Source organism: Pseudonocardia kongjuensis (genome assembly GCF_039526905.1).
In the GTDB taxonomy this organism is placed as follows: Bacteria; Actinomycetota; Actinomycetes; order Mycobacteriales; family Pseudonocardiaceae; genus Pseudonocardia; species Pseudonocardia kongjuensis.
In genome coordinates this window covers 83,273-109,200 of the sequence record NZ_BAAAJK010000001.1, presented here as the reverse complement: position 1 = coordinate 109,200, position 25,928 = coordinate 83,273, and the positions used below count along the sequence as shown (strand labels likewise).

Below are 25,928 nucleotides of genomic sequence, written 5' to 3'. Positions count from 1 at the left end.
TTGTGTCTACGCAATCTCTGCGTGTACACAATGATTGCATACTCGCACACGCCTGGGAGGCATCATGACCGACACAGACGCGGACCGCAGGACCGGCCACCCCGGTGCCGGGTCGCCGTCCGGGGGCAGGCCCCCGGGGGCCGGACGGCGACGGCTGCGCCGCGCCGCGATCGCCGTCGCGGCCGTCGCCGCCCTGGGCGCGGGCGGGTACCTCTGGGTCTCCGCGACGTCCACGCCCGCCGTCATCGGGACGCCGGACTGCGCGGCCGCCCCGGTGACCGGATCCGCCGTCGCCGGCAGCGCCGACCACGCGCTGGTGTGCGCGGCGCTCGGGGCGCTCACCGAGGCATGGGACGCCGCCGATGCCGACGCCTACGGCGCGGCCTTCACCGCCGACGCCACCTACACCAGCTGGGTGGGCACGCACTACGCCGGCCGGGCGGACATCGTGGAGGGGCACCGGGCGTTGTTCGACGGGGTGCTCGCCGGGACCCGGCTCACGAACTCCTACCTGTCGGTGCGGTTCGTCCATCCCGACGTGGCGGTCGTGTCCTCCCGGGGCGACACCTACGAGGACACGCCGCCGCGGGTGCCCGGCAAGGTGCAGACCTACACCGTCGTGCGGGACGGGGAGCGGTGGCGGATCGCCGCGTTCCAGAACACCCGGCACAATCCGGTGACCGAGCGCATCCAGTTCCTGGCCGATCCCGGCTCGCGGCCGGCGGCCGAGCGCTGAGCCCGCGCGGTCAGCGCTCCCGCGCATGCAGGTGCCGCAGCAGGTTCGCCGAGAACCGGTCGCCGGTCATGTCCATGGTCGCGCGCATCGTCCGGGTCACGACCGGAGCCGCCAGCCGGGACAGCGGCAGGTCGACGTCCAGGGTGAGCGCGATCTCCAGGTGCGTGGCGGGCGTCCCGTCGGCGTCCGGCTCGGCGTCGGTGAGCGCGTAGTGGCCCTCCGCGCCCGCCCACTCGGTGACACCCGGCGGCGGGACGTGTGTGAACTCGATCCGCTTGCCCTCGGTGAAGGTCATCCGCTCGGTGAACACCGGCTTGATGCCGACGCCGAGGACGGCGAGCTGCACCATGTGCCAGCGCCACCAGGTGCCCTCGTCGTCCTCGGTGGCGTCGATCCGGCTCAGCAGCGGGGTGAGCTTCGGCAGCAGCCGCGGATCGGTCAGCACCCGCCACACCGCCATCCGGTCCGCGGTGACGACCGCCTCGGACTCGGTGGTGGCGGAGAACCGGGTCAGGAGTCGCCGCCGTCGTCCAGGGCGCCCTCGGCGGCCGCGGCGTCGTCACCGCCGGCGACACCCGGCTCCGCCTCCGCGGTCCCGCGGTTGGCCGCGGGCAGCAGCCCGGCCAGCGCGTCCCGGTCGATCCGGCGGAAGGTGCGGCGGGCCCGGGTCCGGTCGAGGACGGCGACCTCGAGCGCGTCCGCCCCGAGCACCCGGGGCTGGGCGTTGCTGCCGTTGCCGCCCGACGCCGGATCGGCGCCCGGCACCTGCAGACCGCCGAGCGCGACGGCGATCGCCGCCTCCAGCTCCAGGCCGGCCTCGTAGGTCTCGCTGAGCTTGGTCGAGATCGGCTCGGTCTGGCCGCCCATCACCACGAACCGCGGCTCGTCGGTGATCGAGCCGTCGTAGGTGATCCGGTACAGCTGGTCGCCCTCCGGGCGCTCGCCGACCTCGGCGACGCACAGCTCGACCTCGAACGGCTTCTGCTGCTCGACGAACGCGGTGCCGACGGCCTGGGCGTAGGCGTTCGCCAGCATCCGGCCGGTCACGTCCCGCCGGTCGTAGGTGAAGCCGCGGTAGTCGGCCATCCGGATGCCGCCGGTGCGCAGGTTCTCGAACTCGTTGTACCGGCCGACCGCGGCGAAGCCGATCCGGTCGTAGATCTCGGAGACCTTCCGCAGCGAGGTGCCGCGGTTCTCGGCGACGAACAGCACGCCGCCGGCATAGGTGAGCACGACCACGCTGCGACCGCGGGCGATGCCCTTGCGGGCGAGCTCCGAGCGGTCGCGCAGCAGCTGGTCGACGGAGGAGTAGAACGGCATCGTCATGGGGAGCGCTCCAGTGGCTCGTACGGTGCGGGCGGCGGCGGGCTGCGGCGGACGTCGGTCAGCGGGAGGGTCCGCCGGGACGCTCCCGGCGCCCGGCGATCACCTGCTCGACGACGGCGGCGATCTCGTCCTCGCCGCGGCGAACCGCTCCGTCGGCGTCGATCCCGACGACGACCGGGTAGATCCGGCGGACGGTGTCCGGCCCGCCGGTGGCGGTGTCGTCGTCGGCCGCGTCGTAGAGCGCCTCGATCGCCGTGCGCACCGCGCCGGCGAGGTCCGCGGCCGGGTCGTGCAGCTTCTTCAGCGACGACTTCGCGAAGACCGAGCCGGAGCCGACCGCGTGGAAGCCGAGGTTCTCGTCGTACCGGCCGCCGGTGGGGTCGAAGGTCACGATGCGGCCCGCCCGGGCCGGATCGGCGATGTCGGTGTCGTACCCGGCGAACAGCGGGACCACGACGAAGCCCTGCATCGCCGCGCCCAGGTTCTGCCGGACCATCCCGGCGAGCCGGTTCGCCTTGCCGTCCAGCGAGAGCGGCACGCCCTCGAGCTTCTCGTAGTTCTCCAGGTCGACGCTGAACAGCCGGACCATCTCCACGGCGATCCCGGCCGAGCCGGCGATGCCGACGGCCGAGTGCTCGTCGGTGACGAAGACCTTCTCGATGTCCCGCTGGGCGATCATGTTGCCGCTGGTGGCCCGCCGGTCACCGGCGATGACGACTCCGCCGGAGTAGGTGAGGGCGATGATCGTGGTGCCGTGCGGCACGCCGAGCGTGTCGGCGGCGTTCCCGCCGTGCGCCGGCGAGGCCGCGATCCCGGCGCCCGGCAGCAGGTGCGGTGCTGTGGCCCCGACGAAATCCGTGAACGACTCGGATCCGGTGAGGAAGGTGCCGAGCTGACCTGTGTGGTGCCCGGGCACGATCCCGGGTGTGACCGACGGCCGGAACTCCATCTTCGGGTACGTGCCTCTCGTTCGAGCTGCGTGCGCCGGACGCGCCGCCGGGCGGCGGGGCCTCCGGCACGGCCGGGCCCGCTGGTGCGGACCCGGCCGGGACGGTAGTACGGGAACGGGCGTGGCGCCCGCGCGACGCCGGTCAGCCGGCGCGGCGCGATCGGGTCACTCGCCGCCCTTCTGGACGTAGGACCGGACGAAGTCCTCCGCGTTCTCCTCCAGGACGTCGTCGATCTCGTCGAGGATGGTGTCCACGTCCTCGCCGAGCTTCTCGCGGCGCTCCTGCCCGGATCCGGAGGCACCCTCGGCGGACTCGTCGTCGCCGTCGCCACCGCCCTGGCGCTTCGTCTGCTCCTGCGACATGACGTCTCCTCCTCGCGCTGAGTCACTCGAGACCCACCGGACCCGACCGGTGCGACCGGTGGCCACCACCGGAGCGCACCGGAGCACATCCGGTACGTACTCACCCTACCGATCGGCACCGACAAAATCGCCTGTTGCGCGGTGCCGGGTCGCCGGTGCCGATTCAGTGCCGATTCAGTGCCGATTCAGTGGGCGGTGAGCTTGTCCACCAGCTCCTCGGCGCTGGACACCGCCTCGAACAGCTCCCCCACGTGCTTGCGGGTGCCCCGCAGCGGCTCCAGCGTCGGGATCCGCACCAGCGACTCGCGGCCCAGGTCGAAGATCACCGAGTCCCAGGACGCGGCGGCCACCTCGACCGGGTAGCGGCTCATGCAGGTACCCCGGAAGTACGCGCGGGTGTCCTCCGGCGGCTCGGTCATCGCCGCCATCACCTGCTCCTCGGAGACCAGCCTGCGCATCGACCCCCGGGTCACCAGCCGGTTGTACAGGCCCTTGGCCAGCCGGACGTCGGAGTACTGCAGGTCCACCATGCCGAGCCGGCCGGACGCCCAGGTCAGGCCGTCCCGCTCGCGGTAGGCCTCGAGCAGCTTGAGCTTCGCCGTCCAGTCCAGGCGGTCCGCGGTGAGCATCGGGTCCCGGGCCAGGTCGGTGAGCACCGACTCCCACTCCTCGACGACCTCGCGGGTGTCCGGGTCCCAGCCGGCCCGGTCGTTCCCGACGGTCTGCTCCAGATGGGCGACCGCCCGGGTCAGGTACTCCTCCTGCAGGTTCAGCCCGGTCAGCTGCCGGCCGTCGGCCAGCGGCACGGTCTGCCGCAGGCTGGGGTCGTGGCTGATCCGGGAGACCGACTTCACCGGCTCGGCCAGCCGCAGGTCCTCGAACGACCGGCCGTGCTCGATCATGTCCAGCACCAGTGCCGTGGTGCCGACCTTGAGCAGGGTGGCGACCTCGGAGAGGTTCGCGTCGCCGATGATGACGTGCAGCCTGCGGTACTTGTCGGCGTCGGCGTGCGGCTCGTCGCGGGTGTTGATGATGCCGCGCTTGAGGGTGGTCTCCAGGCCGACCTCGACCTCGATGTAGTCAGCGCGCTGCGCCAGCTGGTAGCCCGGATCGTCGCCCTGCTGGCCCAGCCCGACCCGGCCGGAGCCGCAGACCACCTGGCGGGACACGAAGAACGGGGTGAGCCCGGTGACGATCGACGGGAACGTCGTGCTGCGGGCCATCAGGTAGTTCTCGTGCGAGCCGTAGCTCGCGCCCTTGCCGTCGACGTTGTTCTTGTAGAGCTGCATCCGGGGCGCGCCCGGCACGGTCGCCGCCCGGTTCGCGGCCTCCAGCATGATCCGCTCGCCGGCCTTGTCCCAGATCACGATGTCGCGCGGGGTCAGCACCTCGGGGGTGGAGAACTCGGGATGCGCGTGGTCGACGTAGAAGCGGGCGCCGTTGGTCAGGATGACGTTGGCCGCGCCGAGGTCGTCGAGGTCGGTGTCGAGCTGCGGCGCCAGCGACGGCGACGACAGGTCGAAGCCGCGGGCGTCGCGCAGCGGCGACTCGACCTCGTAGTCCCAGCGGGCCCGCCGGTTGCGCGGCACGTCCGCGGCCGCGGCGTAGGCGAGCACCACCTGGGTGGAGGTCACCACCGGGTTGGCGGTCGGGTCGCCGGGCACCGCGATGCCGTACTCGACCTCGGTGCCCATGATCCGCCGCGCCGTCACGACCGGCTCCCTGCGCGAGACTGCATTACCCGAGCCTAACCGTCACCGGGCCCGGCGCGACCCCGCCGCGCGGCGGCATCCGCCACTGTCCGATCATCGCGGGCGTGACCGACCCCGCACACGAGCGTCTGACGGTGTTCGACGCCGACGGCAGGCCGACCGGCGTCGCCGAGCGGGGCGAGGTCTACGCCCGGTCGCTGTGGCACGCCAGCACCGCCGTCGCGCTGCGCAGCACCGACGGCGCGCGGATCTACGTGCACCGCCGCACCGACACGAAGATGATCATGCCGGGGCGCTGGGACAGCTGGGCGGGCGGCGTGCTCGGCGCCGGTGAGGATCCCGGGACCGGTGCGGCCCGGGAGCTGGCCGAGGAGCTCGGCGTCACCGGGGTCGCCCTGCAGCCGCTGTTCGTGCTGGCCTTCGACGCCGCGGCGCTCGGGGTGGACACCGGCCCCGGGACCGGCCCGCACGGGCTGCGCGCGCACATCCACGCCTACCAGGCGTTCTGCGACGGTCCGGTGGTGCACCAGCCCGCCGAGGTCGCCGAGGGCGGCTGGTGGACGCTCGACGAGCTGCGCTCCCGGCTCGACTCACCGGCCTACCCCTGGGTGCCCGACGGCCGTGTGGTCACCCGCCGATGGCTCGGCGACGCCGTCGGATAATGTCCCCGCCTGCCCGTTTACCGACGGGTAACGCAGATCACCCACACCGGTCACTGGATCGGTTAACACCCGGCGGGTCGCGCGACGACACGACGGGGAGGGCCCAGCGTGGGGCCTCCCGGTCCGCACCGGCACCCGCCGCCAGTCCCCCACGCACCACTCTGGAGTCCCGCATGGTCAGCATCTCGGTCTCGGCCCGCTCGCTCGCCGCCGCCCGGCTGATCGATCCCGACGTGAACACCGCCGCCGTACAGGCCGCGGTGGAGGCCGCCCTCGCCGCGGAGCGCCAGGAGAAGAAGCGCGACGCGCAGCGCCCGTCGACGCGCCGCGAGCACTCCGCCGGGCGTGAGCCCGGCCGGCCCACCGACTGACGACGGCCGCACCCCCGCACCGCACACGTCGGGCCCGCACCCCGGGCGGGGTACGGGCCCGACGGCCGTGTGACGGCGGTGTCAGAGGTTGATCATGTGGCCGGCCAGGCCGTGGATCGCCTCCTGCAGGCCCTCCGACAGGGTCGGGTGGGCGTGCACGTTGCGGGCCATCTCGTGGACGGTCAGGTCCCACTTCTGGGCCAGCGTCAGCTCGGGCAGCAGCTCGGTGGCCTCGGCACCGATGATGTGCCCGCCGAGCAGCTCGCCGTGGGTGTCGTCGGAGATCAGCTTGACGAAGCCGTTCGGCTCGGCCATGCCCTGCGCCTTGCCGTTCGCGGTGTACGGGAACTGGGCGACCTTGACCTTCCAGCCCTTCTCGTCGGCCAGCTGCTCGGCCTCGGCCTGGGTGTAGCCGAAGCTGGCGACCTGCGGCGAGCAGAAGGTCGCCCGCGGCATCATCTTGTAGTCGAGCTCCTGGGTCTCGGCCCCGGCCAGGGTCTCCGCCGCGACGACGCCCTGGGCCTCGGCGACGTGCGCGAGCATCAGCTTCGCGGTGACGTCGCCGATCGCGTAGACGTGCTCGACGTTGGTCCGCATCCGGTCGTCGATCGCGATCGCGCCGCGCTCGGTCAGCTCCACGCCCAGCTTGTCGAGGCCGAAGCCGTCCACCCGGGGGGCGAAGCCGATGGCCTGCACGACCTTGTCGGCGCGCAGCTCGTGGGTGCCCTTGGCGTCGGAGACGGTGACCGTGACGCCCTTGCCGTCGTCGGCGATCGACTCCACCTTGGTCGACGTGCGGACGGTCACGCCCAGCTTCTTGTAGCGCTTGAGCAGCTCCTTGGACACGTCGGCGTCCTCCAGCGGGAGCAGCCGGTCCAGGTACTCGACGATGGTGACGTCGACGCCGTAGTTGGCGAGCACGTAGGCGAACTCGACACCGATCGCGCCGGCGCCGGCGATGACGACGCTCTCCGGGAGCTCGCGGGTGAGGATCTGCTCCTCGTAGGTCACCACGCGCTCGGACAGCTCGGTGCCCGGCAGCAGCTTGACCGTGGAACCGGAGGCGATGATCACGTCGTCGTAGGTGACGGTCTCCGAGCCGCCCTTGGTGAGGTCGACCTCGATCTCGCCCGGCCCGGTGAACCGGCCGAAGCCGTCGATCTCGGTGATCTTGTTCTTCTTCATCAGGAAGTGCACGCCCTTGACCCGGCCGTCCGCGACGGTGCGGCTGCGGTCGAAGGCGGCGCCGAAGTCCAGCGTCACGTCGCCGGAGAGCCCGAAGGTCTTCTGCTCCTTGGTGACGATGTGCGCGATCTCGGCGTTGCGCAGCAGCGCCTTGGACGGGATGCAGCCGACGTTCAGGCAGACGCCGCCCCAGTACTTCTCCTCGATCACCGCCACACTGCGGCCGAGCTGGGCGGCACGAATGGCCGCCACGTATCCACCGGGTCCGGCTCCGAGCACGACGACGTCGAAATGAGGCATGCGCCCAGCCTAGGACGCCCGGGCCGAGCCGGGGCCGTCCGGTCCTGCGTCACGGGTCACCGGCCACTGCCCGGTTCCGGACAGGTACTCGACGAGGGTCTCGCAGGCCTCCCGGAGCCCGGCCTGCTGCGCCGCGGTGAGCCCGTCGAAGACGGCCTCCCGCACGCTCTCCACGTGATCGGGCGCCGCGTTGCGGAGCACCTCGAACCCCTCGTCGGTCAGCTCGGCGAGCTGGCCGCGGCGGTCGGTGGGACAGGACCGGCGGACCACCCAGCCGGCCTCCTCCATCCGGGCCACCGCGTGCGACAGCCGGCTGCGCGAGGACCACGCCGACTCGGCGAGCACGCTCATCCGCAGGGTCCGTCCGGGCGCCTCGGAGAGCCGCACCAGGATCTCGTAGTACGCCTGCGGCATCCCCGCGTTCGACTGCAGGCGACGTTCGACGCGGTCCAGCACCAGACGCTGTGCGGCCAGGAACGACCGCCAGGTCCGCTGCTCGTCGTCGTCGAGCCAGCGCGTGTGCTCCACGTCACCCTCCGGAATTGTTGAGCGCTCATCTTGTTGGTCCTAGTATCGCTCTCAACAAGTGAGAGTTCAACTAAGTTTCGCAGCACCACCACATCGGAGGCGTTCCCCATGACCAGCATCCCCAACTACGTCGCAGGCACGTGGGACATCGACCCGGTGCACAGCGACGTGTCGTTCGTCGTCCGGCACATGATGGTCAGCAAGGTCCGCGGCCGCTTCGAGCAGCTGACCGGCGAGATCGTCACCGGCGAGTCGATCGAGGACTCCACGGTCACCGCGACCATCGACGCGACCTCCCTGAGCACCGGCAACGAGCAGCGGGACGGCCACATCAAGTCGGCCGACTTCTTCGAGGTGGAGAAGTACCCGACCTGGACCTTCACGTCCACCGGCGTGGTGGCCAAGGGCGACGATCTCGTCGTCAACGGCGACCTCACCATCAAGGGCGTCACCAAGCCGGTCGAGCTGGCGCTCGAGGTGAACGGCTTCGGGCCGGACGCCTACGGCGGCACCCGCGCCGGCTTCACCGCCACCACCACGATCAACCGGTCGGACTTCGGCGTCGACATCGCGATGCCGATGGACGGCGGCGGCGTCGTCGTGAGCGAGAAGGTCACCGTCGAGCTGGAGATCCAGGCCGTCCTGCGGGCCGCCTGAGTCCCACCGCACCCCGGGAGCCCCGGTCCGCGCCACGCGGACCGGGGCTCCGGTGCGTCGTAGGCTCGGCGGCCGTGGGATACCGGGAGTTCCTCCTCCCCCACCCCACCGCCGGATCGCTCGAGCGGTACCTGAGGGCCGTCGAGGCCGGTCCCGGCGACGTTCCGGTAGCCCTCGGCGGACTGCCGGTGGACGGGCCGGGATGCGGGGCGGAGCCGCTGCCCCCGGCGGGCTGACCGCCGGCCACACCGTTGAACCGGACAATCAGTGCGACTCTGAATAAACGTCGCTTATCGGGTAGGTTCCGGCGCCGCACGCCGCCGTCGAGGCCGCGACCGTCCCCGGGTCCGGCCGCGCGAGCCGCGGCGACACCCCGGAGTCGACCGAGAAGGACGTCCATGGCCACGGCCGGCAGCCACAGCGACAGCAGCAGCAGCAGCAGCAGCGGCGAGAGCAGCAGCGGCGACGGCGGGAGCGACGGCCGCGTTCGCACCGAGGGCAGTGGCCCCGGCAGCCCCGAGAGCCCCGGCGGCCCCGACAGCACCGGCAGCCCCGACGGCGCCGGCAGCAGCGGCAGCGGCGGTGGGGGTGGGAGCGGCAGCGGCGGTGGGAGCGGCAGCGGCGGTGGGAGCGGCCCGGACCCGGGCAGCACCGGCCGCAGCGCCCGGACCGCCTGGGCCTACCGCGGGCTCGGCGTGGGCCTGGCCGCGCTGGCCTGGCTGCTGCTCGGGCTGTCCGACACGCTCGAACCGGACGCCCGCAACGTCGCCGCCGTCGGTGTGCTCATGGCCACCTGGTGGATCACCGAGGCGATCCCGCTCCCGGCGACCGCGCTGATCCCGATCGTCGCCTTCCCGCTGCTCGGCGTCGGCACGGTCCGCGAGGCGACGGAGCGCTACGCCGATCCGATCGTGTTCCTGTTCCTCGGCGGCTTCCTGATCGCCATCGCGATGCAGAAGTGGCACCTGCACCGGCGGATCGCCCTGCTCACCCTGCGCACGGTCGGCACCACACCGAACCGGATCGTGCTCGGGATGATGATCGCCTGCGGCTTCCTCGCGCTGTGGGTGTCGAACACCGCCGTCGCGCTGATGATGCTGCCGATCGCGCTGTCGGTGCTGGCGCTGGTGGCCGAGCGGTGCAGCGGCGAGCGGCCGGCCGCGGGCACGCCGCTGTCGGACACCATCCGCGATCCCGGCGTCCGCACGTTCGGGATCGGGCTGATGCTCGCCGTCGCGTGGTCGTCGTCGATCGGTGGTCTGGGGTCGCTGGTCGCGACGGTGCCCAACGCGATGCTCGCCGCCTACCTGTCCGACGAGCTCGGCATCACGATCACCTTCCTGGACTGGATGATGCTCGGGGTGCCGCTGTCGGCGGTGTTCATCCTGCTGACCTGGCTGCTGATCACCCGGGTGCTGTTCCGCACCACGCTCACCGAGGTCCCCGGCGGCCGGGAGATGATCGCCGAGCAGCTGCGCGGGATGGGCCCGGTCAGCACCGCGGAGAAGCGGGTGCTGGCGGTGTTCGCCGGCGCCGCCACGATGTGGATCGTCCCCGGCCTGGTCACCGAGATCGACGCGGTCGACGCCGCGCTGCCCTGGCTCGGCGGGATCAGCGACTCCACGATCGCCGTCGCCGCCGGGATCGCGCTGTTCCTGCTCCCGGCGTCGACCACCCCGCCGGACGAGCAGGACGCACCGGACCGCACTCCCCCGCACCGGATGCTGCTGAACTGGGACGACGCCCAGAAGGGGCTCCCGTGGGGCGTGCTGCTGCTGTTCGGCGGCGGGCTCAGCCTGGCCGGCGGGATCTCGTCGAGCGGGCTGGACAACTACATCGGCAGCAGCGTCGAGGCGCTCGGCGCGCTGCCGACGGTGGCGCTGATGATCGCCGTCGTGATCCTGGTGCTGGCGCTGACCGAGCTGACCAGCAACACCGCCACCGCGGCCACCATCATCCCGGTGCTCGGCGCCGCGGCGCTCGGCATCGGCGCCGATCCGCTGACCCTGCTGGTGCCCGCCGCGCTCGCCACCACCTGCACCTTCATGCTGCCGGTCGGCACCCCGCCGAACGCGATCGTGTTCAGCTCCGGCGTGGTGACGATCGGGCAGATGGCCCGCGGCGGGCTGGCCGTCAACGTGGTCGGGATCGTGGTCATCTCCTCGACCGTCTACCTGCTCGGCGGGTGGGCGCTCGGTCTGGAGTTCTAGCCGCGCAGATCAACTCAGCTCAGCTCAGGTCAGCTCAGGCCGGGCTGAGCCGGTCTGAACGGATCGGACACCTCCCAGGCCGCGTGCGCGGGCAGCGCCGGGCGCTCCCGGCCGGCCCCCAGCAGCACCCGGGCGAACGCCTCCGCCGCCGGGGACGGGCCGCGGTCCCGCGGCACCACGAGCACGATCCGCCGCTGCACCACCGGTTCCTCCAGCGGCACCGCGACCAGCCCGGCGAACCCGGTCAGCGGGACGACCAGCCCGGGCACCGCGGTCACCCCCAGACCGGCCGCGACCAGCCCGGCCACCGCGGCGATGTTGCGGGCCACGAGCCGGCGGTCCGGCAGCGCCCCGGCATCGGCGACGGCCCGGTCGACGTGCTGGCGGATGCTGGTCGTCGGATCGAAGTCGACGAACGGCTCGCCGCTCAGGTCCGCCCAGCGCAACCCGGTGCGGGAGGCGAGCGGGTGCTCCGGCGGCAGCAGTGCGCAGAACCGGTCCGACGCGACCGGGGCGACGGCCAGGCCGCTCGGGCCGGCGCCGTCCGGGGCGACCGTGACGGCCAGATCGGCCCGGCCGCTGCGGACCTGGTCCAGCACGTCGTCGGCCAGCGCGTCGGACAGCTCGGGGCGCACCTCGGGCCGGTCCCGGCGGAACGCCGAGAGCACCCCGGGCAGCAGGATCGCGGCCAGCGACGGCAGGGTGGCGATGCGGACCGTCCCGGCCCGGCCGTCCAGGAAGCCCTCGACGTGCCGCAGCTCGGTCTGCACGGCGTGCAGCGCCCGGCGGGCCGCGTCGACCACCGCCCGCCCGGCCGGGGTGGGCTCCAGCCGGCGGGTGGTCCGCTCGAACAGCACCGTGCCCAGCCGGCGCTCGACGTCGGCCACGGTCCGGCTCAGTGACGGCTGCGCCACGTGCAGCCGGGCGGCCGCGGCGGTGAACCCCGCGGCGTCGTGCACCGCCACGACGGCCCGGAGCTGCTGCAACGTCAGATCCATGCGCTCACGTCATGAATGTATCCGGAATCGGTCTTTGACCGGAATAGGTCCTGGTCGTGAAGGTGATGCGACTCCCCCACCACTCCTCATCGATGCGGAGGTCGACGATGCTCGCCGCGACCGGGTTCCTCACCATCGCCGTGTTCCTCGCCGCGGTCCTGTCCGGACGGGTGTCGGTGCTGCTCGCCCTGACCGTCATCCCGGTGCTCGCCGCCGTGGCCACCGGCTCGGCCGGCCGGATCGGCGAGTTCGTCGCCGACGGGCTGGAGACCGTCGCCCCGGTCGCGATCATGATCACGTTCGCGGTCCTGTACTTCTCCCTGATGGTCGACGCCGGCCTGTTCGACCCGGCCGTCCGGCGGGTGGTCCGCTGGGCCGGCGGCGACCCGCTCAAGATCTGTGTGGGCACCGCGGTGCTGACCCTGCTGGTCGCGCTCGACGGCGACGGGGCCTCCACCTTCCTGATCATGATCAGCGCGCTGCTGCCGATCTACAAGCGGCTCGGGATGCGGCGGATCGTGCTCGCCGGCATCGTCTGCCTGGGTGCGGGCGTGATGAACATGATCCCGTGGGGCGGCCCCACCGCCCGGGCGATGGCCGCGCTCGGCCTGGGCGCCGACGTCGTGTTCATCCCGGTCCTCCCGGCGATGGCGGCCGGGATCTGCTGGGTGCTGTTCGCGGCGTTCCTGATCGGGCGGTCCGAACGGCGCAGGCTCGGCGGCGCGGTGCTCGACCTGCCCACCCCGGAGATCGCCGACGCACCGGGCGCCGCCACCGCCCCCGCCGCACCCCGGAGCCGGATCGAGCGGATCCGGTTCGCGACCAACGTCGTGCTGACGTCCGCGCTGATCGTCGTCCTGCTGTTCCAGCTGGCCGACCTGCCGGTGGTCTTCCTGTGCGCGTTCGTGCTCGCGGTGCTGGTCAACCGGCCGACCTGGGACGGGCAGCGGGCGCTGTTCGAGAAGCACGGCCACAATGTCGTGCTGGTCACCTCGATGATCTTCGCCGCGGGCGTGTTCACCGGCGTGCTGGGCGGCTCCGGGATGATCTCGGCGATGGCGCAGGCGCTGGTCGGGCTGCTGCCCGACAGCGCGGGCGGGATGCTGCCGGTCGCGGTCGCGGTCAGCTCGATGCCGCTGAGCCTGGTCTTCACCCCGGACGCCTACTACTTCGGCGTCCTGCCGGTGCTCGCGGAGACCTCCGCGGCGCTCGGCGGGGATCCGGCGGAGATCGCCCGGGCGGCGATCCTCGGCCAGATGACCACGGGCTTCCCGCTCAGCCCGCTGACCGCGTCGACGTTCATCCTGGTCGGCATGGCCGGGGTGGAGCTCGGCCGGCACCAGCGGTTCATCTTCGGCTGGGCGTTCGGGACCACGCTCGTCATGACCGCGGTCGCGCTCGCGACCGGCGCGATCTCCCTGTGACGCGACCGAGAGGACCCCGCATGGCCACCACCACCCGGATCGGCTGCGGCGCCGGGTTCGCCGGTGACCGGATCGACCCGGCCGTCGAGCTGGCCCGCACCGGCGAGCTGCAGGACCTGGTGCTGGAGTGCCTGGCCGAGCGCACCATCGCGCTCGGCCAGCAGCGCAGGCTGGCCGATCCCGCCGCCGGCTACGACCCGCGCCTGGAGCGGCGGCTGGCGCCGTTGCTGCCCGAGACCCTGTCCAGGGGGGTGCGGGTGCTGACCAACATGGGTGCCGCGAACCCGCCGGCCGCCGGGCGGGTGGTGCGCTCGCTGCTCGACCGCCTCGGCTCCACCGCCCCGGTCGCGGTCGTCACCGGCGACGACGTCCTGGACCGGATCGACCCGGACTCCCCGGCCCTGGAGGACGGCAGGCCGCTCGCCGCACACGGCGAGCTCGTGTCGGCGAACGCCTACCTCGGGGCGGACGCGCTGCTGCCCGCGCTGGACACCGCGGCCGCGGTCGTCGTGACCGGGCGGGTGGCCGATCCGTCGCTGTTCCTGGCCCCGCTCGCGCACCGTCTCGGCTGGCGGCCCGGCGACGTCCCGGCGGCCGCCGCGGGGACCCTGGTCGGGCACCTGCTGGAGTGCGCCGGCCAGCTGACCGGCGGCTACTTCGCCGATCCCGGTCACTCGGACGTCGAGCGGCCCGCCCACCTCGGCTTCCCGTGGGCCCAGGTGCGGGCCGACGGCAGCGCGGTGTTCGGCAAGCCGGCGGGCTCCGGTGGCCGGCTGGACCGGCACACCGTCCGCCAGCAGTTGCTCTACGAGGTCACCGACCCGACCGCCTACCGGACCCCGGACGTCGTGCTGGACCTGCGCGGGGTCCGGGTCACCGACGAGGGCCCGGACCGGGTCCGGGTCGACGGCGCCGCCGGCCGGGAGCGGCCGGACGAGCTGAAGGTCAGCGTCGGTTACCGGGCCGGGCACCGGGTGGAGGCCGAGATCTCCTACGTCGGGCCGAACGCCGCGGCCCGGGCCGGGGCGGCCGCCGACATCGTCGGCGAACGGGTCCGCGGGCTCGGCGCCGCCCCGCGGATCGAGGTCCGCGGCGGCGGCGACGACTGCCGGCTGCGGCTCGCGGCGCTGGGCGCGGACCGGGACGTGCTGGACACGCTCGCGCACGAGGTCGAGTCGCTCTACACGAACGGACCGGCCGGTGGCGGTGGCTTCCGCTCCCGGGTCGACGAGGTCGTCGGCGTGCTGTCGACGCTGGTCCCGCGCTCGGTGGTCGAGCCGCGGGTGACGCTGCTGGAGGGCCGACGTGCGGCTGCATGAGATCGCCCGGTGCCGGGCCGGGGACAAGGGCACCGTCGCGACGCTGACCGTCGTCCCCCGCGACGACGCCGACTATCCGCTGCTGGTCGCGGAGCTCACCGCGGAGCGGGTGCGCGCCTTCCTCGATCCCTGGGTCGGCGGCGCGGTGACCCGGCACGAGCTCCCGCTCGTCGCCTGCCTGCAGTTCGTCTGCACCGGGATCCGCGGCGGCGGGGTGACCGTCTCGACCGAGCTCGACACCCACGGCAAGTCGCTCGGCTCCCGGCTGCTGGCCCTCGAGCTGCCCTGACGCGCCGACGGGCCCCGCCGCGGAGTGCGGCGGGGCCCGTCGGATGGAGCGGGGTGCTACAGGTACTGGCCGGTGTTCGACGCGGTGTCGATCGCGCGGCCGGTGGCCTCGTTCTTGCCGGTGACCAGGGTGCGGATGTAGACGATCCGCTCGCCCTTCTTGCCCGAGATCCGGGCCCAGTCGTCCGGGTTGGTGGTGTTCGGGAGGTCCTCGTTCTCGGCGAACTCGTCGACGATCGCGTCCAGCAGGTGCTGGACCCGCAGGCCCGGCTGGCCGGACTCGAGCACCGACTTGATCGCGGACTTCTTCGCCCGGTCGACGATGTTCTGGATCATCGCGCCGGAGTTGAAGTCCTTGAAGTAGAGGGTCTCCTTGTCACCGTTGGCGTAGGTGACCTCCAGGAACCGGTTCTCCTCGGACTCGTCGTACATCCGCTCGGTGATCCGCTGGATCATCCCGTCCACGCAGGCCTTGCGGCTGCCGCCGAACTCGGCGACGTCGTCGGCGTGGATGGGCAGCGTCTCGGTGAGGTACTTGGAGAAGATGTCCTTCGCGCCCTCGGCGTCCGGACGCTCGATCTTGATCTTCACGTCGAGCCGGCCCGGCCGCAGGATCGCCGGGTCGATCATGTCCTCCCGGTTCGACGCGCCGATCACGATCACGTTCTCCAGGCCCTCGACGCCGTCGATCTCGGCGAGGAGCTGGGGGACGATGGTCGTCTCGACGTCGGAGGACACACCCGAGCCGCGGGTCCGGAAGATCGAGTCCATCTCGTCGAAGAACACGATCACCGGGGTGCCGGCACTGGCCTTCTCCCGGGCCCGCTGGAAGATCAGCCGGATGTGCCGCTCGGTCTCGCCGACGAACTTGTTGAGCAGCTCCGGGCCCTTGATGTTGAGGAAGAACGCACGCCCCTCGTCCGGGTTGTCGCCGCGCTGCTTGGCGATCTTCTTCGCCAGCGAGTTGGCGACCGCCTTCGCGATCAGCGTCTTCCCGCAGCCGGGCGGGCCGTAGAGCAGCACGCCCTTCGGCGGGCGCAGCTCGTACTCGGTGAACAGCTCGGTGTGCAGGAACGGCAGCTCGACCGCGTCCTGGATCTGCTCGATCTGCCGGGACAGGCCACCGATGTCGGAGTAGGAGATGTCCGGGACCTCCTCCAGCACGAGGTCCTCGACCTCGGCCTTGGCGACCCGCTCGTAGGCGTAGCCCGCCCGCGAGTCGACCATGAGGTGGTCCCCGGCCTTGAGCGGGCTGGTGCCCTCCTCCTGGCCGAGGTCGAACAGCGGCGCGGCGAGCCACACCACCCGCTCCTCGTCGGAGTGGCCGATCACCAGGCCGCGGCCCGCCGAACCGTCGGCACCGGGCTTCGAGACGATCTCGCGCAACGAGTACAGGTCACCGACCTGCTCGAAGCCCATCGCCTCGACCACCGTGAGCGCCTCGTTCAGCCGCAGCGACTGGCCGCTGCGCAGCTCGCTCGCCTCGACCGCAGGCGAGACCGGGACCCGCATCCGGCGACCGGAGGTGAACACGTCCACCGTGTCGTCGTCGTAGCGGGCCAGGAAGACGCCGTAGCCGGACGGTGGCTGGGCCAGCCGGTCGACCTCCTCGCGGAGCGCCACGAGTTGCCCCCGGGCCTCCTTGAGGGTCTCGGTGAGCTTCTCGTTGCGTGCGTTCAGTGCGGAGAGCCTGCTCGTGGTCTCGGCAAGGCGCTGTTCCAGCACTCGGGCGTGCCGGGGGGTCTCGCTCAGCCGCTGGCGCAGCGTCGCGATCTCGTTCTCGAGATGACGGATCTGCTCGGCGGCCTCGGCCGGGCCGAGGTCGCGGCCAGCGTGGAAATCATGCCTGCCGGGACCGTCGTCGTAGGGGTGGTTCACGGCAGCCTCCCTCCGTGTTCCGTTCAACCACGGTACCCGGGCGGGGGTACCGCGGCGGTGCGTCGAACCGGTGATCCGGGCCTCAGCCGGTCGGCACCATGACGTCACTCTGCGGCTTCCCGCCCGTCACCGCCACGTCCACACGGATGGGACTTTGTGAAGTTCTTGTTCCACGCCGGGCGTGCCGCATCGGAGCGGTACCCCCTGACGGGCTAACCGGCTGCCCCGGAAGGAGGTGTCAGCGACCCGTCGGACGGCGCTGCTGACGGGGCGGTGTGACACCGTCCGCGAGCCGGCGCGAGGTCACCAGGAACGCGGTGTGGGCGATCATCCGGTGCTCCGGGCGGACCGCCAGACCGACCACGTGCCACGGCCGGACCATCGCCTCCCACGCCTCCGGCTCGGTCCAGCACTGCATGTCGCGCAAGCGTTCCGTCAGCACGGACAGCTGCGTGGTGGTCGCCACGTAGCCGACCAGGATGCCGCCGGGGACGAGGCTGTCGCGGACCGTGTCGAGCACCTCCCACGGCGAGAGCATGTCCAGCACGACGCGGTCCACCTCGCCCCGGTGCTCACGGATGTCACCCACCGTGAGGTCCCAGTGCGGCGGGCGGTGCCCGAAGAACGTCTCGACGTTCTGCACGGCGTGCGGCGCGTGGTCGTCGCGCACCTCGTAGGAGATCACCCGCCCGGTCGGGCCGACCGCCTGCAGCAGCGAGCAGGTGAGCGCGCCGGACCCGGCGCCGGCCTCCAGCACCCGCGCGCCGGGGAACACGTCACCCCACATCAGGATCTGCGCGGAGTCCTTCGGGTAGATCACCTGGGCGCCGCGCGGCATCGACAGCACGTAGTCGGCCAGTCGCGGCCGCAGCGCCAGGTACGGGGTGTTCGCCGCGGAGTGGACCAGGCTGCCCTCGGGGGCGCCGATCAGGTCGTCGTGCGCGATCTGGCCGCGGTGCGTGTGGTACGCGCCGCCCTCCTCCAGCACCAGCGTGTAGTGCCTGCCCTTGGGGTCGGTGAGCTGGACCCGGTCGCCCGCGACGAACGGGCCGCCCCGGCGGCGGGGCTGGGACTCGGCCTGGGACTCGGGCCCGGCGGAGGGGGTGCTGGGGGCGGTGGCGGTCGGAACGGGGTCGGGCACGGGCGACGACGCTATCCACGCCGGGCCGCCGCCCCGGAGCCGGGGGTCGGCCCGGGCCGCCGGAACCGTCGGTGGGCCGGGTTAGCCTGCGCCGGTGACCGTCCCGCCGCCCGCTCCCCCGCCGCCGGACGGCGCGGGCCCGGGCAGCACCGCCTCGGGCCAAGGCAGCACCGCCTCGGGCCTAGGCAGCACCGCCTCCTCCACCTCCGGTCCCGGCCCCGGCCCCGGCCCGACGGTCACCGCCCGTCGCCCGCCGGCGCTCTCGCCGTCCCGCGCGGCGGACTTCCGCCGCTGCCCGCTGCTGTACCGGTTCCGCGCGGTGGACCGGCTGCCCGAGCCGCCGTCCCGGGCGCAGGTGCGCGGCACGCTGGTGCACGCGGTGCTGGAGGCGCTGTTCGCCCGGCCCGCCGCGCAGCGCACCCCGGGCGTCGCGCGGGAGCTGCTCGGCCCCTGCTGGGACGCGCTGGCCGCGGCCTGGCCGGAGACGGCCACCCTGTTCGAGGGGCCGCAGGAGCAGGCGCTCTGGCTGGACTCGGCGGCCGCGCTGCTGGACGCCTACTTCACCATGGAGGATCCGGCGGCGGTCCCGGTCACCGCGGTCGAGAACCGGATCGAGACCGAGCTGACCGGCCCCGGCGGGCCGGTCCCGCTGCGCGGCATCCTCGACCGGCTCGACGAGGGACCGGACGGTTCGCTGCGGGTGGTCGACTACAAGACCGGCTCGACGCCCGGCGACGGCTTCGAGGGCGCCGTGCTGTTCCAGCTGAAGTTCTACGCGCTCGCGGTGCTGCTGGCCCGCGGCCGGATGCCGGACGAGCTGCGGATGCTGTACCTGGCCGACCGCACCGTGCTGACCTACCGGCCCGACGAGGCCGAGCTGCACCGGTTCGGCCGGCTGCTCGACGCCCTGTGGACGGCCATCGGGCGGGCCGCACCCGGCGGGGACTTCCGGCCGAACCGGGGACCGGCCTGCCGGACCTGCGACCACCGGGAACGCTGCCCGGCCTGGGGCGGGGTCCCGCCGCCCTACCCGGGCTGGCCCGGCGACGCGGCGGCGCCGACCGGCGGGGCATGATCAGCGTCGTGGACGCCTTCTACCGCCGGACCGACGACCCGACCGGCCCGACCGACCCGACCGACCCGACCGGAGCCGGCGCCGGGTTCGATGCCACGCGGTCGACCACCGGCCCCTGGTTCGCCGACGCCCAGCACATGGGCCCGCCGTCGGCGCTGCTCACCCGGGCCATGCGCCGGCTGCCGGCCCGCGACGACGCACCCCGCCGGATCGCCCGGGTCACCGTCGAGGTGCTCGGCACGGTGCCCGCCGGGCCGGTCACGGTGACCGCTCAGGTGGAGCGGCCCGGGCGCACCATCGAGCTGCTGTCGGCGACGATGCGGGCCGGCGACCGGGACGTCCTGCGCGCCAGGGCGTGGCGGCTCGCGGCGGGCGACACCGCCGCCGTCGAGCAGGGCGCCGTCGAGCCGATGCCCGGTCCGGACACCGGCTCGATCGGGCTGGACCGGCCGGACGGCTGGCTGCCCGGCTTCCTGGACGCCGTCGAGTGGTCGTGGCTGGACGGCAGCCGGCTCGGCGATCCCGGCCCGGGCCGCGGCTGGGTCCGGATGCGGGTGCCGCTGGTCGACGGCGAGCAGCCGGACCCGCTGGAGCGGCTGATGGTCGCCGCGGACTGCGCGAACGGGTTCGCGGCCCCGCTGGACGTGCGCGAGTGGCTGTTCGTCAACACCGAGCTGACCGTGCACCTGCACCGCGCCCCGGCCGGTGAGTGGATCGGCGTCGACGCGGCGACCGTCGTCGGGCCGGACGGGCTGGGCACCTGCTCGGCGACCCTGTTCGACGGGCACGGCCAGGTGGGCCGGATCGCGCAGGCGCTCACCGTCCGGGCGCGCTGAGCCGCCCGGCGGCCGGGCGGCCCGGCGCTGCCCGGCCGGCCGGCGGTTCAGCCGTGGCCGTGCCCGTTCACCGACATGGCGCGGCAGCTGCGGATCTCCGAGGTCAGGATCGCGGTGGCGCCGATCCGGGCGAGCGTGTCCATCACCCGGTTGGTGTCCTTCGCCGGGACCATGGTGCGGACCGCGACCCAGCCGGCCTTGCGCAGCGGGGACACGGTCGGCGCCTGCAGCCCGGGTGCGACCTTCTCCACGTCGGGCAGCAGCGACTCGGGGCAGTCGAAGTCCATCATCAGGTACTCGCGGGCGAGCACGACGCCCTGCAGCCGGTCGGCGAACACCCGCTTGATGGCGGTGGTCTCGCTGTTCTCGACCCGGTCCGGGCGCTTCTCGCGCTCGATCAGGGTGGCCTGCGACGTCGCGATCGGCTCCCCGATGACCTGCAGCCCGTGCTGGCGCAGCGTCCGGCCGGACGAGACGACGTCGGCGATCGCATCGGCCAGGCCGAGCTGGATGGAGATCTCGACGGCGCCGTCGAGCTTCACGATCTCGGCGCCGATCCGCTTGCCGGACAGGAACGAGCGGACCAGCCGCGGGTACGACGTGGCGATCTTGCGCCCGTCCAGGTCCTCCAGCTTCCAGTCGCTGTCGGCCGGGCCGGCGAAGTGGAAGCGGGAGCGGCCGAAGCCCAGGGCGAGCAGCTCCTGGGTCTGGCTGCCGGACTCCTCCATCAGGTCGAACCCGGTGACGCCCAGGTGCAGGTCGCCCTTGCCGACGTAGGTCGCGATGTCCTTGGGCCGCAGGTAGAAGAACTCGATCTCGTTCTCCTCGTCGACCACGCTGAGGTCACGCGAGTCGGTGCGCTGGCGGTAGCCGGCCTCGCGCATCATCGTGGCGGCGGGCTCGGCCAGGGTGCCCTTGTTCGGCAGTGCCACGCGGAGCATGACGCTCTCCTGAGAATCGTCGGTGCGGGAAGTGCTGGTGGTGCCGGGCCCTCGCGGCGCTACAGATGCTTGTAGACGTCCTCGAGGGTGAGCCCGCGCTGGATCATGATCACTTGCAGCCGGTACAGGAGCTGTGAGATCTCCTCGGCGAGCTCGTCGTCGCCCTGGTACTCGGCGGCGATCCACACCTCGCCCGCCTCTTCGAGCACCTTCTTGCCCTGGGCGTGCACCCCGGCGTCCAGCGCCGCGACGGTGCCCGAGCCGGACGGCCGCTCCCGGGCTCTGGTCTGCAGCTCGGCGAACAGCTCGTCGAATGTCTTCACGTGCATCGACCCCTTTCCGCACCAGTGTGAAGGGTGCGTCCGGCGGTACCGGCGGGTACCCGGGTTCCGGAGCCATGCGGGCAACGCACGGCGCCGGGTGGTTCACCCGGTGTGACCAACCGGCGCAGGACGGGCCGTTCGTCGACGGAACCGAACCGCTCGCGAGCCGCCCGGGCGGGGTTCGGCGCACCACCCCGGCCGTCCCGGGCGGGACCCCCGGCGGCGCCGTGGCCACCGGAGGCCCGTCCGGTCAGGTCCGGGCGCGGACCTCGCGCAGGATCGCGCCGAGCTCGGCGGGAGTCACCCCGGCGAGGGTGCTGCGCTGCACCCGCCGCTCGCCGGGCGGCACGTCCAGCTCGCACGGCACCACCAGCACCGCGCAGCCGGCCCGCTCGGCGGAGAGCGCGCCGGTCGGCGAGTCCTCCACCGCGACGCAGTCCGCCGGATCGAGGCCGAGCAGCTCGGCGCCGCGCAGGTAGGGCTCCGGCCCCGGCTTGGGCGCGGCCACCTCGTCGCCCGGGACGATCGCGGTGAAGTGCTCCCGGCCGAGGGTGTCCAGCGCGCGGGTCACCAGCACCCGGATGGTGTTGGTGACCAGCGCGGCCGGGATGCCCTCGGCGCGCAGCGCGACCAGCAGCTCGCGGGCACCCGGCCGCCACGGCACGCCGTGCGCGAACAGCTCACCAGCCCGGTCGTAGAGCCACTCCCCGGTCTCCCGGTACTCGTCGGGCGGCACCGTGTCCGGGTCCCGCCCGGCCTCCCGGAAGCAGATCCGCAGCGACGAGTCCAGCGACCCGCCGACCGACTCCCGCCGGGCCTCGACCGGCAGCGGATCGGCCCCGAGGTGCTTCATGAGGTCGTTGAGCGCGACCTCCCACACCTTCTCGGAGTCGATCAGCGTGCCGTCCATGTCGAGCAGGACACCCCTGAGCTCAGGCATCGGGTCAGGCATCCGGGTTGTACCCCAGGTTCGGCCGGAGCCACTTCTCGACCTCGACGACGTCCATGCCGAGCCGCTGCGCGTAGTCGGTGATCTGGTCCTTGCCGACCCGCCCGACGGTGAAGTAGCGGGAGCCCGGGTTCTGGAAGATCATCCCGCTGACCGCGGCCGCCGGCGTCATCGCGTAGGACTCGGTCAGCCCGATCCCCAGCTCCTCGGCGCCCAGCAGGTCGAACAGCGGCCGCTTCTGGGTGTGGTCCGGGCAGGCCGGGTACCCGAAGGCGGGGCGGATGCCGCGGAACTTCTCCGCGAGCAGCTCCTCGACCGGCTGGTCGGCGTCGGGCTCGAACCACTCGCGCCGCGCCTGCCGGTGCGCGTACTCGGCGAACGCCTCGGCGAGCCGGTCGGCGAGCGCCTTCACCATGATCGACTTGTAGTCGTCGAGGGCGTCCTCGAACTCCTTCGCCATCACCTCGGCGCCCTGGATGGACACCGCGAACGCACCCAGGTGGTCGCCCTCGGGCGCGACGAAGTCGGACAGGCAGCGGTTCGCCCGGCCGAGCGGCTTCTTCGTCTGCTGGCGCAGCATCGGGATGCGCACCGCACCGGAGTCCGGGTGGATGACGACGTCGTCGCCCTCGGCGTGCGCCGGCCAGAAGCCGTAGACGCCCTTCGCGGTGAACCGGTCCTCGGCGATGATGTCGTCGAGCATCGCGTTGGCGTCGTCGTAGAGCTCCCGGGCGACCGGCTCGTCCAGGATCTGCGGGAACTTGCCCTTCATCTCCCAGGCCAGGAACAGGAACTGCCAGTCGATCAGCTCGCGCAGCTCGGCGATCGACGGGGCGCACTCCCGGGTGCCGGTGAACGCCGGCACCGGCAGCTCGTCGAAGGCGACCTTCTCCGGGTTGGCGCGGGCCTCCTCGATGCCGAGCAGCGGCTTCTGCTCGCGCCCGGCGTGCTGCTCGCGCAGCCGCTCCTGGTCCTCGGCGTTGGTCCTCGACAGCACCTCGGAGCGGTCGTCGTCGAGCAGGTCGGAGACCACGCCGACGACCCGGGACGCGTCGAGCACGTGCAGCACGTCGCCGTCGTAGGCGGGCGCGATCTTCACCGCGGTGTGCTGCTTGGAGGTGGTCGCGCCGCCGATCAGCAGCGGCAGCTTCAGCCCGCGACGCTCCATCTCCGCGGCCACGCCGACCATCTCGTCCAGCGACGGGGTGATCAGCCCGGACAGCCCGACGACGTCGGCGCCCTCGGCCACCGCGGTGTCCAGGATCGTCTGGGCGGGCACCATCACGCCGAGGTCGATCACCTCGTAGCTGTTGCAGCCCAGCACCACGCCGACGATGTTCTTGCCGATGTCGTGCACGTCGCCCTTGACCGTGGCCATGACGACCTTGCCGTTGCCGCGGTCGGACTGGACCTCGCCGCGGGCCCTGGCCTCCTCCTTCTCCTTCTCCATGAAGGGCTCCAGGTAGGCGACCGCGCGCTTCATCACCCGCGCGCTCTTGACGACCTGCGGCAGGAACATCTTGCCGTCGCCGAACAGGTCGCCGACGATCTTCATGCCGTCCATCAGCGGGCCCTCGATGACGTCGAGCGGCCGGGCGGCCTGCGCGCGGGCCTCCTCGGTGTCCTCCTCGACGTAGTCGACGATGCCGTGCACCAGCGCGTGCGAGATGCGGTCGCGGACGTCGTTCTCCCGCCAGGTCAGGTCGACCTTGCGCTGGGTGCCCTCGCCCTTGAACCGGTCGGCCGACTCGACCAGCCGGTCGGTGGCGTCCGGCCTGCGGTTGAACAGGACGTCCTCGACCATCTCCAGCAGGTCGGCCGGGATGTCCTGGTAGACGGCGAGCTGGCCGGCGTTGACGATGCCCATGTCCAGGCCGGCCTTGATGGCGTGGAACAGGAACGCGGAGTCCATCGCCTCGCGGACGACGCTGTTGCCGCGGAAGGCGAACGACAGGTTCGACACGCCGCCGGAGATGTGCGCCCCCGGGCAGCGCTCCTTGATCCGCGGCAGCGCCTCGATGAAGTTGCGCGCGTAGTCGTTGTGCTCCTCCATGCCGGTGGCGACGGCGAGGATGTTCGGGTCGAAGATGATGTCCTCGGGCGGGAACCCGGCCTGCTCGACCAGCAGGTCGTAGGCACGCCCGCAGATCTCGACCTTGCGGTCGGCGGTGTCGGCCTGCCCGGTCTCGTCGAACGCCATCACCACGACGCCCGCGCCGAACGAGCGGACGATCCTGGCCTGCTCCAGGAACGGCTCCTCGCCCTCCTTGAGGCTGATCGAGTTGACCACGCCCTTGCCCTGCACGCACCGCAGACCGGCCTCGATCACCCCCCACCGGGAGCTGTCGATCATGATCGGCAGCCGGGCGATCTCCGGCTCGGTGGCCAGCAGGTTCAGGAAGGTCGTCATCTCCTCGTCGGACTCGAGGAGGTCGGCGTCCATGTTGACGTCCAGCATGTTCGCGCCGCCGCGGACCATGTCCAGCGCCACGTCCAGCGCGCCGTTGTAGTCCTTGGACTCGATCAGCCTGCGGAACCGCTTGGAGCCGGTGACGTTGGTCCGCTCACCGATCATCACGAAGCCGGTGTCCGGGCCGATCTCGAAGCGCTCCAGCCCGGAGAACCGGGTGCTCGTCGGCGCCTCGACCGGGACCCGCGGGGGCAGGTCCTTGACCGCGTCGGCGATCGCCCGGATGTGGTCGTGCCCGGTGCCGCAGCAGCCGCCGACGATGTTGACCAGGCCGGCCTCGCCGAACTCGCGCAACAGCGCCGCGGTCTGGTCCGGCGTCTCGTCGTAGCCGCCGAACGCGTTCGGCAGCCCGGCGTTCGGGTAGGTCGCGATGAAGGTGTCGGCGATCTCGGACAGCGCCGCCGCGTGCGGGCGCATCTCGTCCGCACCCAGCGCGCAGTTCAGGCCGACGACCAGCGGCTCGGCGTGCCGCACCGAGGTCCAGAACGCGTCCACGGTCTGCCCGGACAGCGTCCGGCCGGAGCGGTCGACGATCGTCACCGAGATCCACACCGGCAGGTGCGGCGCGGTGTCGCGGGCGGCCTGCAGCGCCGCCTTGGAGTTCAGCGTGTCGAAGATGGTCTCGATCAGCAGGATGTCCACGCCGCCCGCGTCCAGCGCGGCGATCTGCGCGGCGTAGGAGTCGTAGACCTGCTGGTAGGTGACGGCGCGGTAGGCCGGGTCCTCCACCTTCGGCGACAGCGACAGGGTGACGTTGAGCGGCCCGATCGACCCGGCCACCCACTTCGGCTCGCCGGTGGCCTCCTCGGCCTCGTCGGCGGCCTGCCGGGCCAGCCGCGCGGCCTCGGTGTTCATCCGGCCGGCGTAGTCCTCCAGCGCGTAGTCGGCCTGGCCGATCGTGGTCGCGGTGAAGGTGTTGGTGGTGGTCAGGTCCGCGCCGGACTCGAAGTACCGGCGGTGCACGTCGAGGATGACGTCCGGACGGGTCAGGTTCAGCAGGTCCGGGTCGCCGTTGGTGTCCTTGGGGTGGCCGTCCAGGAAGTCCGCCGTGTAGTCCTCGGGGGACAGCCCCAGCCCCTGGATGACGGTGCCCCACGCGCCGTCGATGACCCCGATCCGCCGGCCCAGCAGTTCCCTGAGCTGTTGGGTCTTCCGCTCCACCCGTTGGACCCGTTCAGGGTCCGGTTGAGCTGCCGTGTTCTCGCCGCCCGAAGAGTTGCTCACCGAGTGATCCGCTCCCGTCGTAGATGACACGATCAGTCAGGCTACCCGCCGGCCGGGTCTCAC

General features: G+C 72.6%; 24 protein-coding genes. 10 read left to right on the top strand and 14 right to left on the bottom strand.

The annotated features are described in order from the left end of the window. Nucleotides 1-64 precede the first annotated feature (64 nt). Nucleotides 65-736, top strand: coding sequence for an SgcJ/EcaC family oxidoreductase (locus tag ABD160_RS00495; RefSeq protein ID WP_344017488.1), 672 nt, complete (start codon nucleotides 65-67; stop codon nucleotides 734-736). A 10-nt stretch (nucleotides 737-746) separates the two neighbouring features. Here ABD160_RS00495 and ABD160_RS00490 read toward each other — a convergent pair whose 3' ends face one another. From ABD160_RS00490 to dop, 5 genes are all read right to left on the bottom strand, one after another. Beyond that, nucleotides 747-1,196 carry an SRPBCC family protein gene (locus tag ABD160_RS00490; RefSeq protein ID WP_425563559.1) on the bottom strand — a complete coding sequence of 150 codons (450 nt, stop codon included), beginning with the start codon at nucleotides 1,194-1,196 and terminating at the stop codon, nucleotides 747-749. A 50-nt stretch (nucleotides 1,197-1,246) separates the two neighbouring features. Beyond that, nucleotides 1,247-2,062: a proteasome subunit alpha gene (gene prcA / locus ABD160_RS00485; RefSeq protein ID WP_344017487.1), complete on the bottom strand. Its 816-nt coding sequence runs from the start codon at nucleotides 2,060-2,062 to the stop codon at nucleotides 1,247-1,249. A 58-nt stretch (nucleotides 2,063-2,120) separates the two neighbouring features. After that, the gene (prcB, locus tag ABD160_RS00480) at nucleotides 2,121-3,011 is read right to left on the bottom strand and encodes a proteasome subunit beta (protein WP_344017486.1); all 891 of its coding nucleotides are present in this window, start codon (nucleotides 3,009-3,011) and stop codon (nucleotides 2,121-2,123) included. 165 nt (nucleotides 3,012-3,176) lie between these two features. After that, nucleotides 3,177-3,374 carry a ubiquitin-like protein Pup gene (locus tag ABD160_RS00475; protein ID WP_085912278.1) on the bottom strand — a complete coding sequence of 66 codons (198 nt, stop codon included), beginning with the start codon at nucleotides 3,372-3,374 and terminating at the stop codon, nucleotides 3,177-3,179. A gap of 185 nt (nucleotides 3,375-3,559) precedes the next feature. Beyond that, entirely contained in the window at nucleotides 3,560-5,068 is a 1,509-nt protein-coding gene (gene dop, locus ABD160_RS00470; RefSeq protein WP_344017992.1) for a depupylase/deamidase Dop, read from the bottom strand. A gap of 122 nt (nucleotides 5,069-5,190) precedes the next feature. On the opposite strand from dop, the gene ABD160_RS00465 reads away from it, so the two are divergent. Further along, on the top strand, nucleotides 5,191-5,748 hold the full coding sequence (locus ABD160_RS00465) for an NUDIX hydrolase (RefSeq protein ID WP_344017484.1): 558 nt from the start codon (nucleotides 5,191-5,193) through the stop codon (nucleotides 5,746-5,748). 173 nt (nucleotides 5,749-5,921) lie between these two features. Then, nucleotides 5,922-6,119, top strand: a complete 198-nt coding sequence (locus tag ABD160_RS00460; RefSeq protein ID WP_344017483.1) for a hypothetical protein — start codon at nucleotides 5,922-5,924, stop codon at nucleotides 6,117-6,119. Between the two features lie 81 nt (nucleotides 6,120-6,200). Here the strand turns inward: ABD160_RS00460 and lpdA are convergent, their stop codons facing one another. Both lpdA and ABD160_RS00450 read right to left on the bottom strand, forming a co-directional pair. Continuing rightward, entirely contained in the window at nucleotides 6,201-7,604 is a 1,404-nt protein-coding gene (gene lpdA, locus ABD160_RS00455) for a dihydrolipoyl dehydrogenase (protein ID WP_344017482.1), read from the bottom strand. Nucleotides 7,605-7,613: 9 nt separating this feature from the next. After that, nucleotides 7,614-8,132: a MarR family winged helix-turn-helix transcriptional regulator gene (locus ABD160_RS00450; RefSeq protein WP_344017481.1), complete on the bottom strand. Its 519-nt coding sequence runs from the start codon at nucleotides 8,130-8,132 to the stop codon at nucleotides 7,614-7,616. 108 nt (nucleotides 8,133-8,240) lie between these two features. On the opposite strand from ABD160_RS00450, the gene ABD160_RS00445 reads away from it, so the two are divergent. Both ABD160_RS00445 and ABD160_RS00440 read left to right on the top strand, forming a co-directional pair. Then, nucleotides 8,241-8,789, top strand: a complete 549-nt coding sequence (locus ABD160_RS00445; protein ID WP_344017480.1) for a YceI family protein — start codon at nucleotides 8,241-8,243, stop codon at nucleotides 8,787-8,789. Nucleotides 8,790-9,187: 398 nt separating this feature from the next. Beyond that, nucleotides 9,188-10,999: an SLC13 family permease gene (locus ABD160_RS00440; protein WP_344017478.1), complete on the top strand. Its 1,812-nt coding sequence runs from the start codon at nucleotides 9,188-9,190 to the stop codon at nucleotides 10,997-10,999. A gap of 29 nt (nucleotides 11,000-11,028) precedes the next feature. On the opposite strand, the gene ABD160_RS00435 is transcribed toward ABD160_RS00440, so the two are convergent. Beyond that, nucleotides 11,029-11,997: a LysR family transcriptional regulator gene (locus ABD160_RS00435; protein WP_344017477.1), complete on the bottom strand. Its 969-nt coding sequence runs from the start codon at nucleotides 11,995-11,997 to the stop codon at nucleotides 11,029-11,031. A gap of 107 nt (nucleotides 11,998-12,104) precedes the next feature. Here ABD160_RS00435 and ABD160_RS00430 point away from each other — a divergent pair, with 107 nt between their 5' ends. Genes ABD160_RS00430 through ABD160_RS00420 form a run of 3 tightly spaced genes read left to right on the top strand, consistent with a single transcriptional unit; the run spans nucleotide 12,105 to nucleotide 15,029 of the window. Next, nucleotides 12,105-13,421, top strand: coding sequence for a CitMHS family transporter (locus ABD160_RS00430; RefSeq protein WP_344017476.1), 1,317 nt, complete (start codon nucleotides 12,105-12,107; stop codon nucleotides 13,419-13,421). 20 nt (nucleotides 13,422-13,441) lie between these two features. Continuing rightward, nucleotides 13,442-14,740, top strand: a complete 1,299-nt coding sequence (locus ABD160_RS00425; RefSeq protein WP_344017475.1) for an acyclic terpene utilization AtuA family protein — start codon at nucleotides 13,442-13,444, stop codon at nucleotides 14,738-14,740. Next, nucleotides 14,727-15,029 (top strand): AtuA-related protein, encoded by a 303-nt coding sequence (locus ABD160_RS00420; protein ID WP_344017474.1) that lies wholly within the window; start codon nucleotides 14,727-14,729, stop codon nucleotides 15,027-15,029. Before ABD160_RS00425 ends, ABD160_RS00420 begins: the two co-directional genes overlap by 14 nt. Nucleotides 15,030-15,085: 56 nt before the next feature. On the opposite strand, the gene arc is transcribed toward ABD160_RS00420, so the two are convergent. Continuing rightward, the gene (gene arc / locus ABD160_RS00415; RefSeq protein WP_344017473.1) at nucleotides 15,086-16,906 is read right to left on the bottom strand and encodes a proteasome ATPase; all 1,821 of its coding nucleotides are present in this window, start codon (nucleotides 16,904-16,906) and stop codon (nucleotides 15,086-15,088) included. A gap of 238 nt (nucleotides 16,907-17,144) precedes the next feature. Next, a complete protein-coding gene (locus ABD160_RS00410; RefSeq protein ID WP_344017472.1) occupies nucleotides 17,145-18,047 on the bottom strand; it encodes a tRNA (adenine-N1)-methyltransferase in 903 nt (300 codons plus the stop codon). A gap of 94 nt (nucleotides 18,048-18,141) precedes the next feature. Here ABD160_RS00410 and ABD160_RS00405 point away from each other — a divergent pair, with 94 nt between their 5' ends. Then, complete coding sequence (locus ABD160_RS00405; RefSeq protein WP_344017471.1) at nucleotides 18,142-19,122, top strand: RecB family exonuclease; 981 nt, start codon at nucleotides 18,142-18,144, stop codon at nucleotides 19,120-19,122. Next, nucleotides 19,119-19,958: a thioesterase family protein gene (locus tag ABD160_RS00400; protein WP_344017469.1), complete on the top strand. Its 840-nt coding sequence runs from the start codon at nucleotides 19,119-19,121 to the stop codon at nucleotides 19,956-19,958. Before ABD160_RS00405 ends, ABD160_RS00400 begins: the two co-directional genes overlap by 4 nt. Before the next feature lie 47 nt (nucleotides 19,959-20,005). Here the strand turns inward: ABD160_RS00400 and hisG are convergent, their stop codons facing one another. From hisG to metH, 4 genes are all read right to left on the bottom strand, one after another. Beyond that, the gene (gene hisG / locus ABD160_RS00395) at nucleotides 20,006-20,899 is read right to left on the bottom strand and encodes an ATP phosphoribosyltransferase (protein WP_344017468.1); all 894 of its coding nucleotides are present in this window, start codon (nucleotides 20,897-20,899) and stop codon (nucleotides 20,006-20,008) included. Between the two features lie 59 nt (nucleotides 20,900-20,958). Further along, a complete protein-coding gene (locus ABD160_RS00390; RefSeq protein WP_179956599.1) occupies nucleotides 20,959-21,222 on the bottom strand; it encodes a phosphoribosyl-ATP diphosphatase in 264 nt (87 codons plus the stop codon). A 250-nt stretch (nucleotides 21,223-21,472) separates the two neighbouring features. After that, nucleotides 21,473-22,162: an HAD family hydrolase gene (locus ABD160_RS00385; RefSeq protein ID WP_344017467.1), complete on the bottom strand. Its 690-nt coding sequence runs from the start codon at nucleotides 22,160-22,162 to the stop codon at nucleotides 21,473-21,475. Nucleotides 22,163-22,166: 4 nt separating this feature from the next. Continuing rightward, the gene (metH, locus tag ABD160_RS00380) at nucleotides 22,167-25,802 is read right to left on the bottom strand and encodes a methionine synthase (RefSeq protein ID WP_344017466.1); all 3,636 of its coding nucleotides are present in this window, start codon (nucleotides 25,800-25,802) and stop codon (nucleotides 22,167-22,169) included. Between the last annotated feature and the right edge of the window lie 126 nt (nucleotides 25,803-25,928).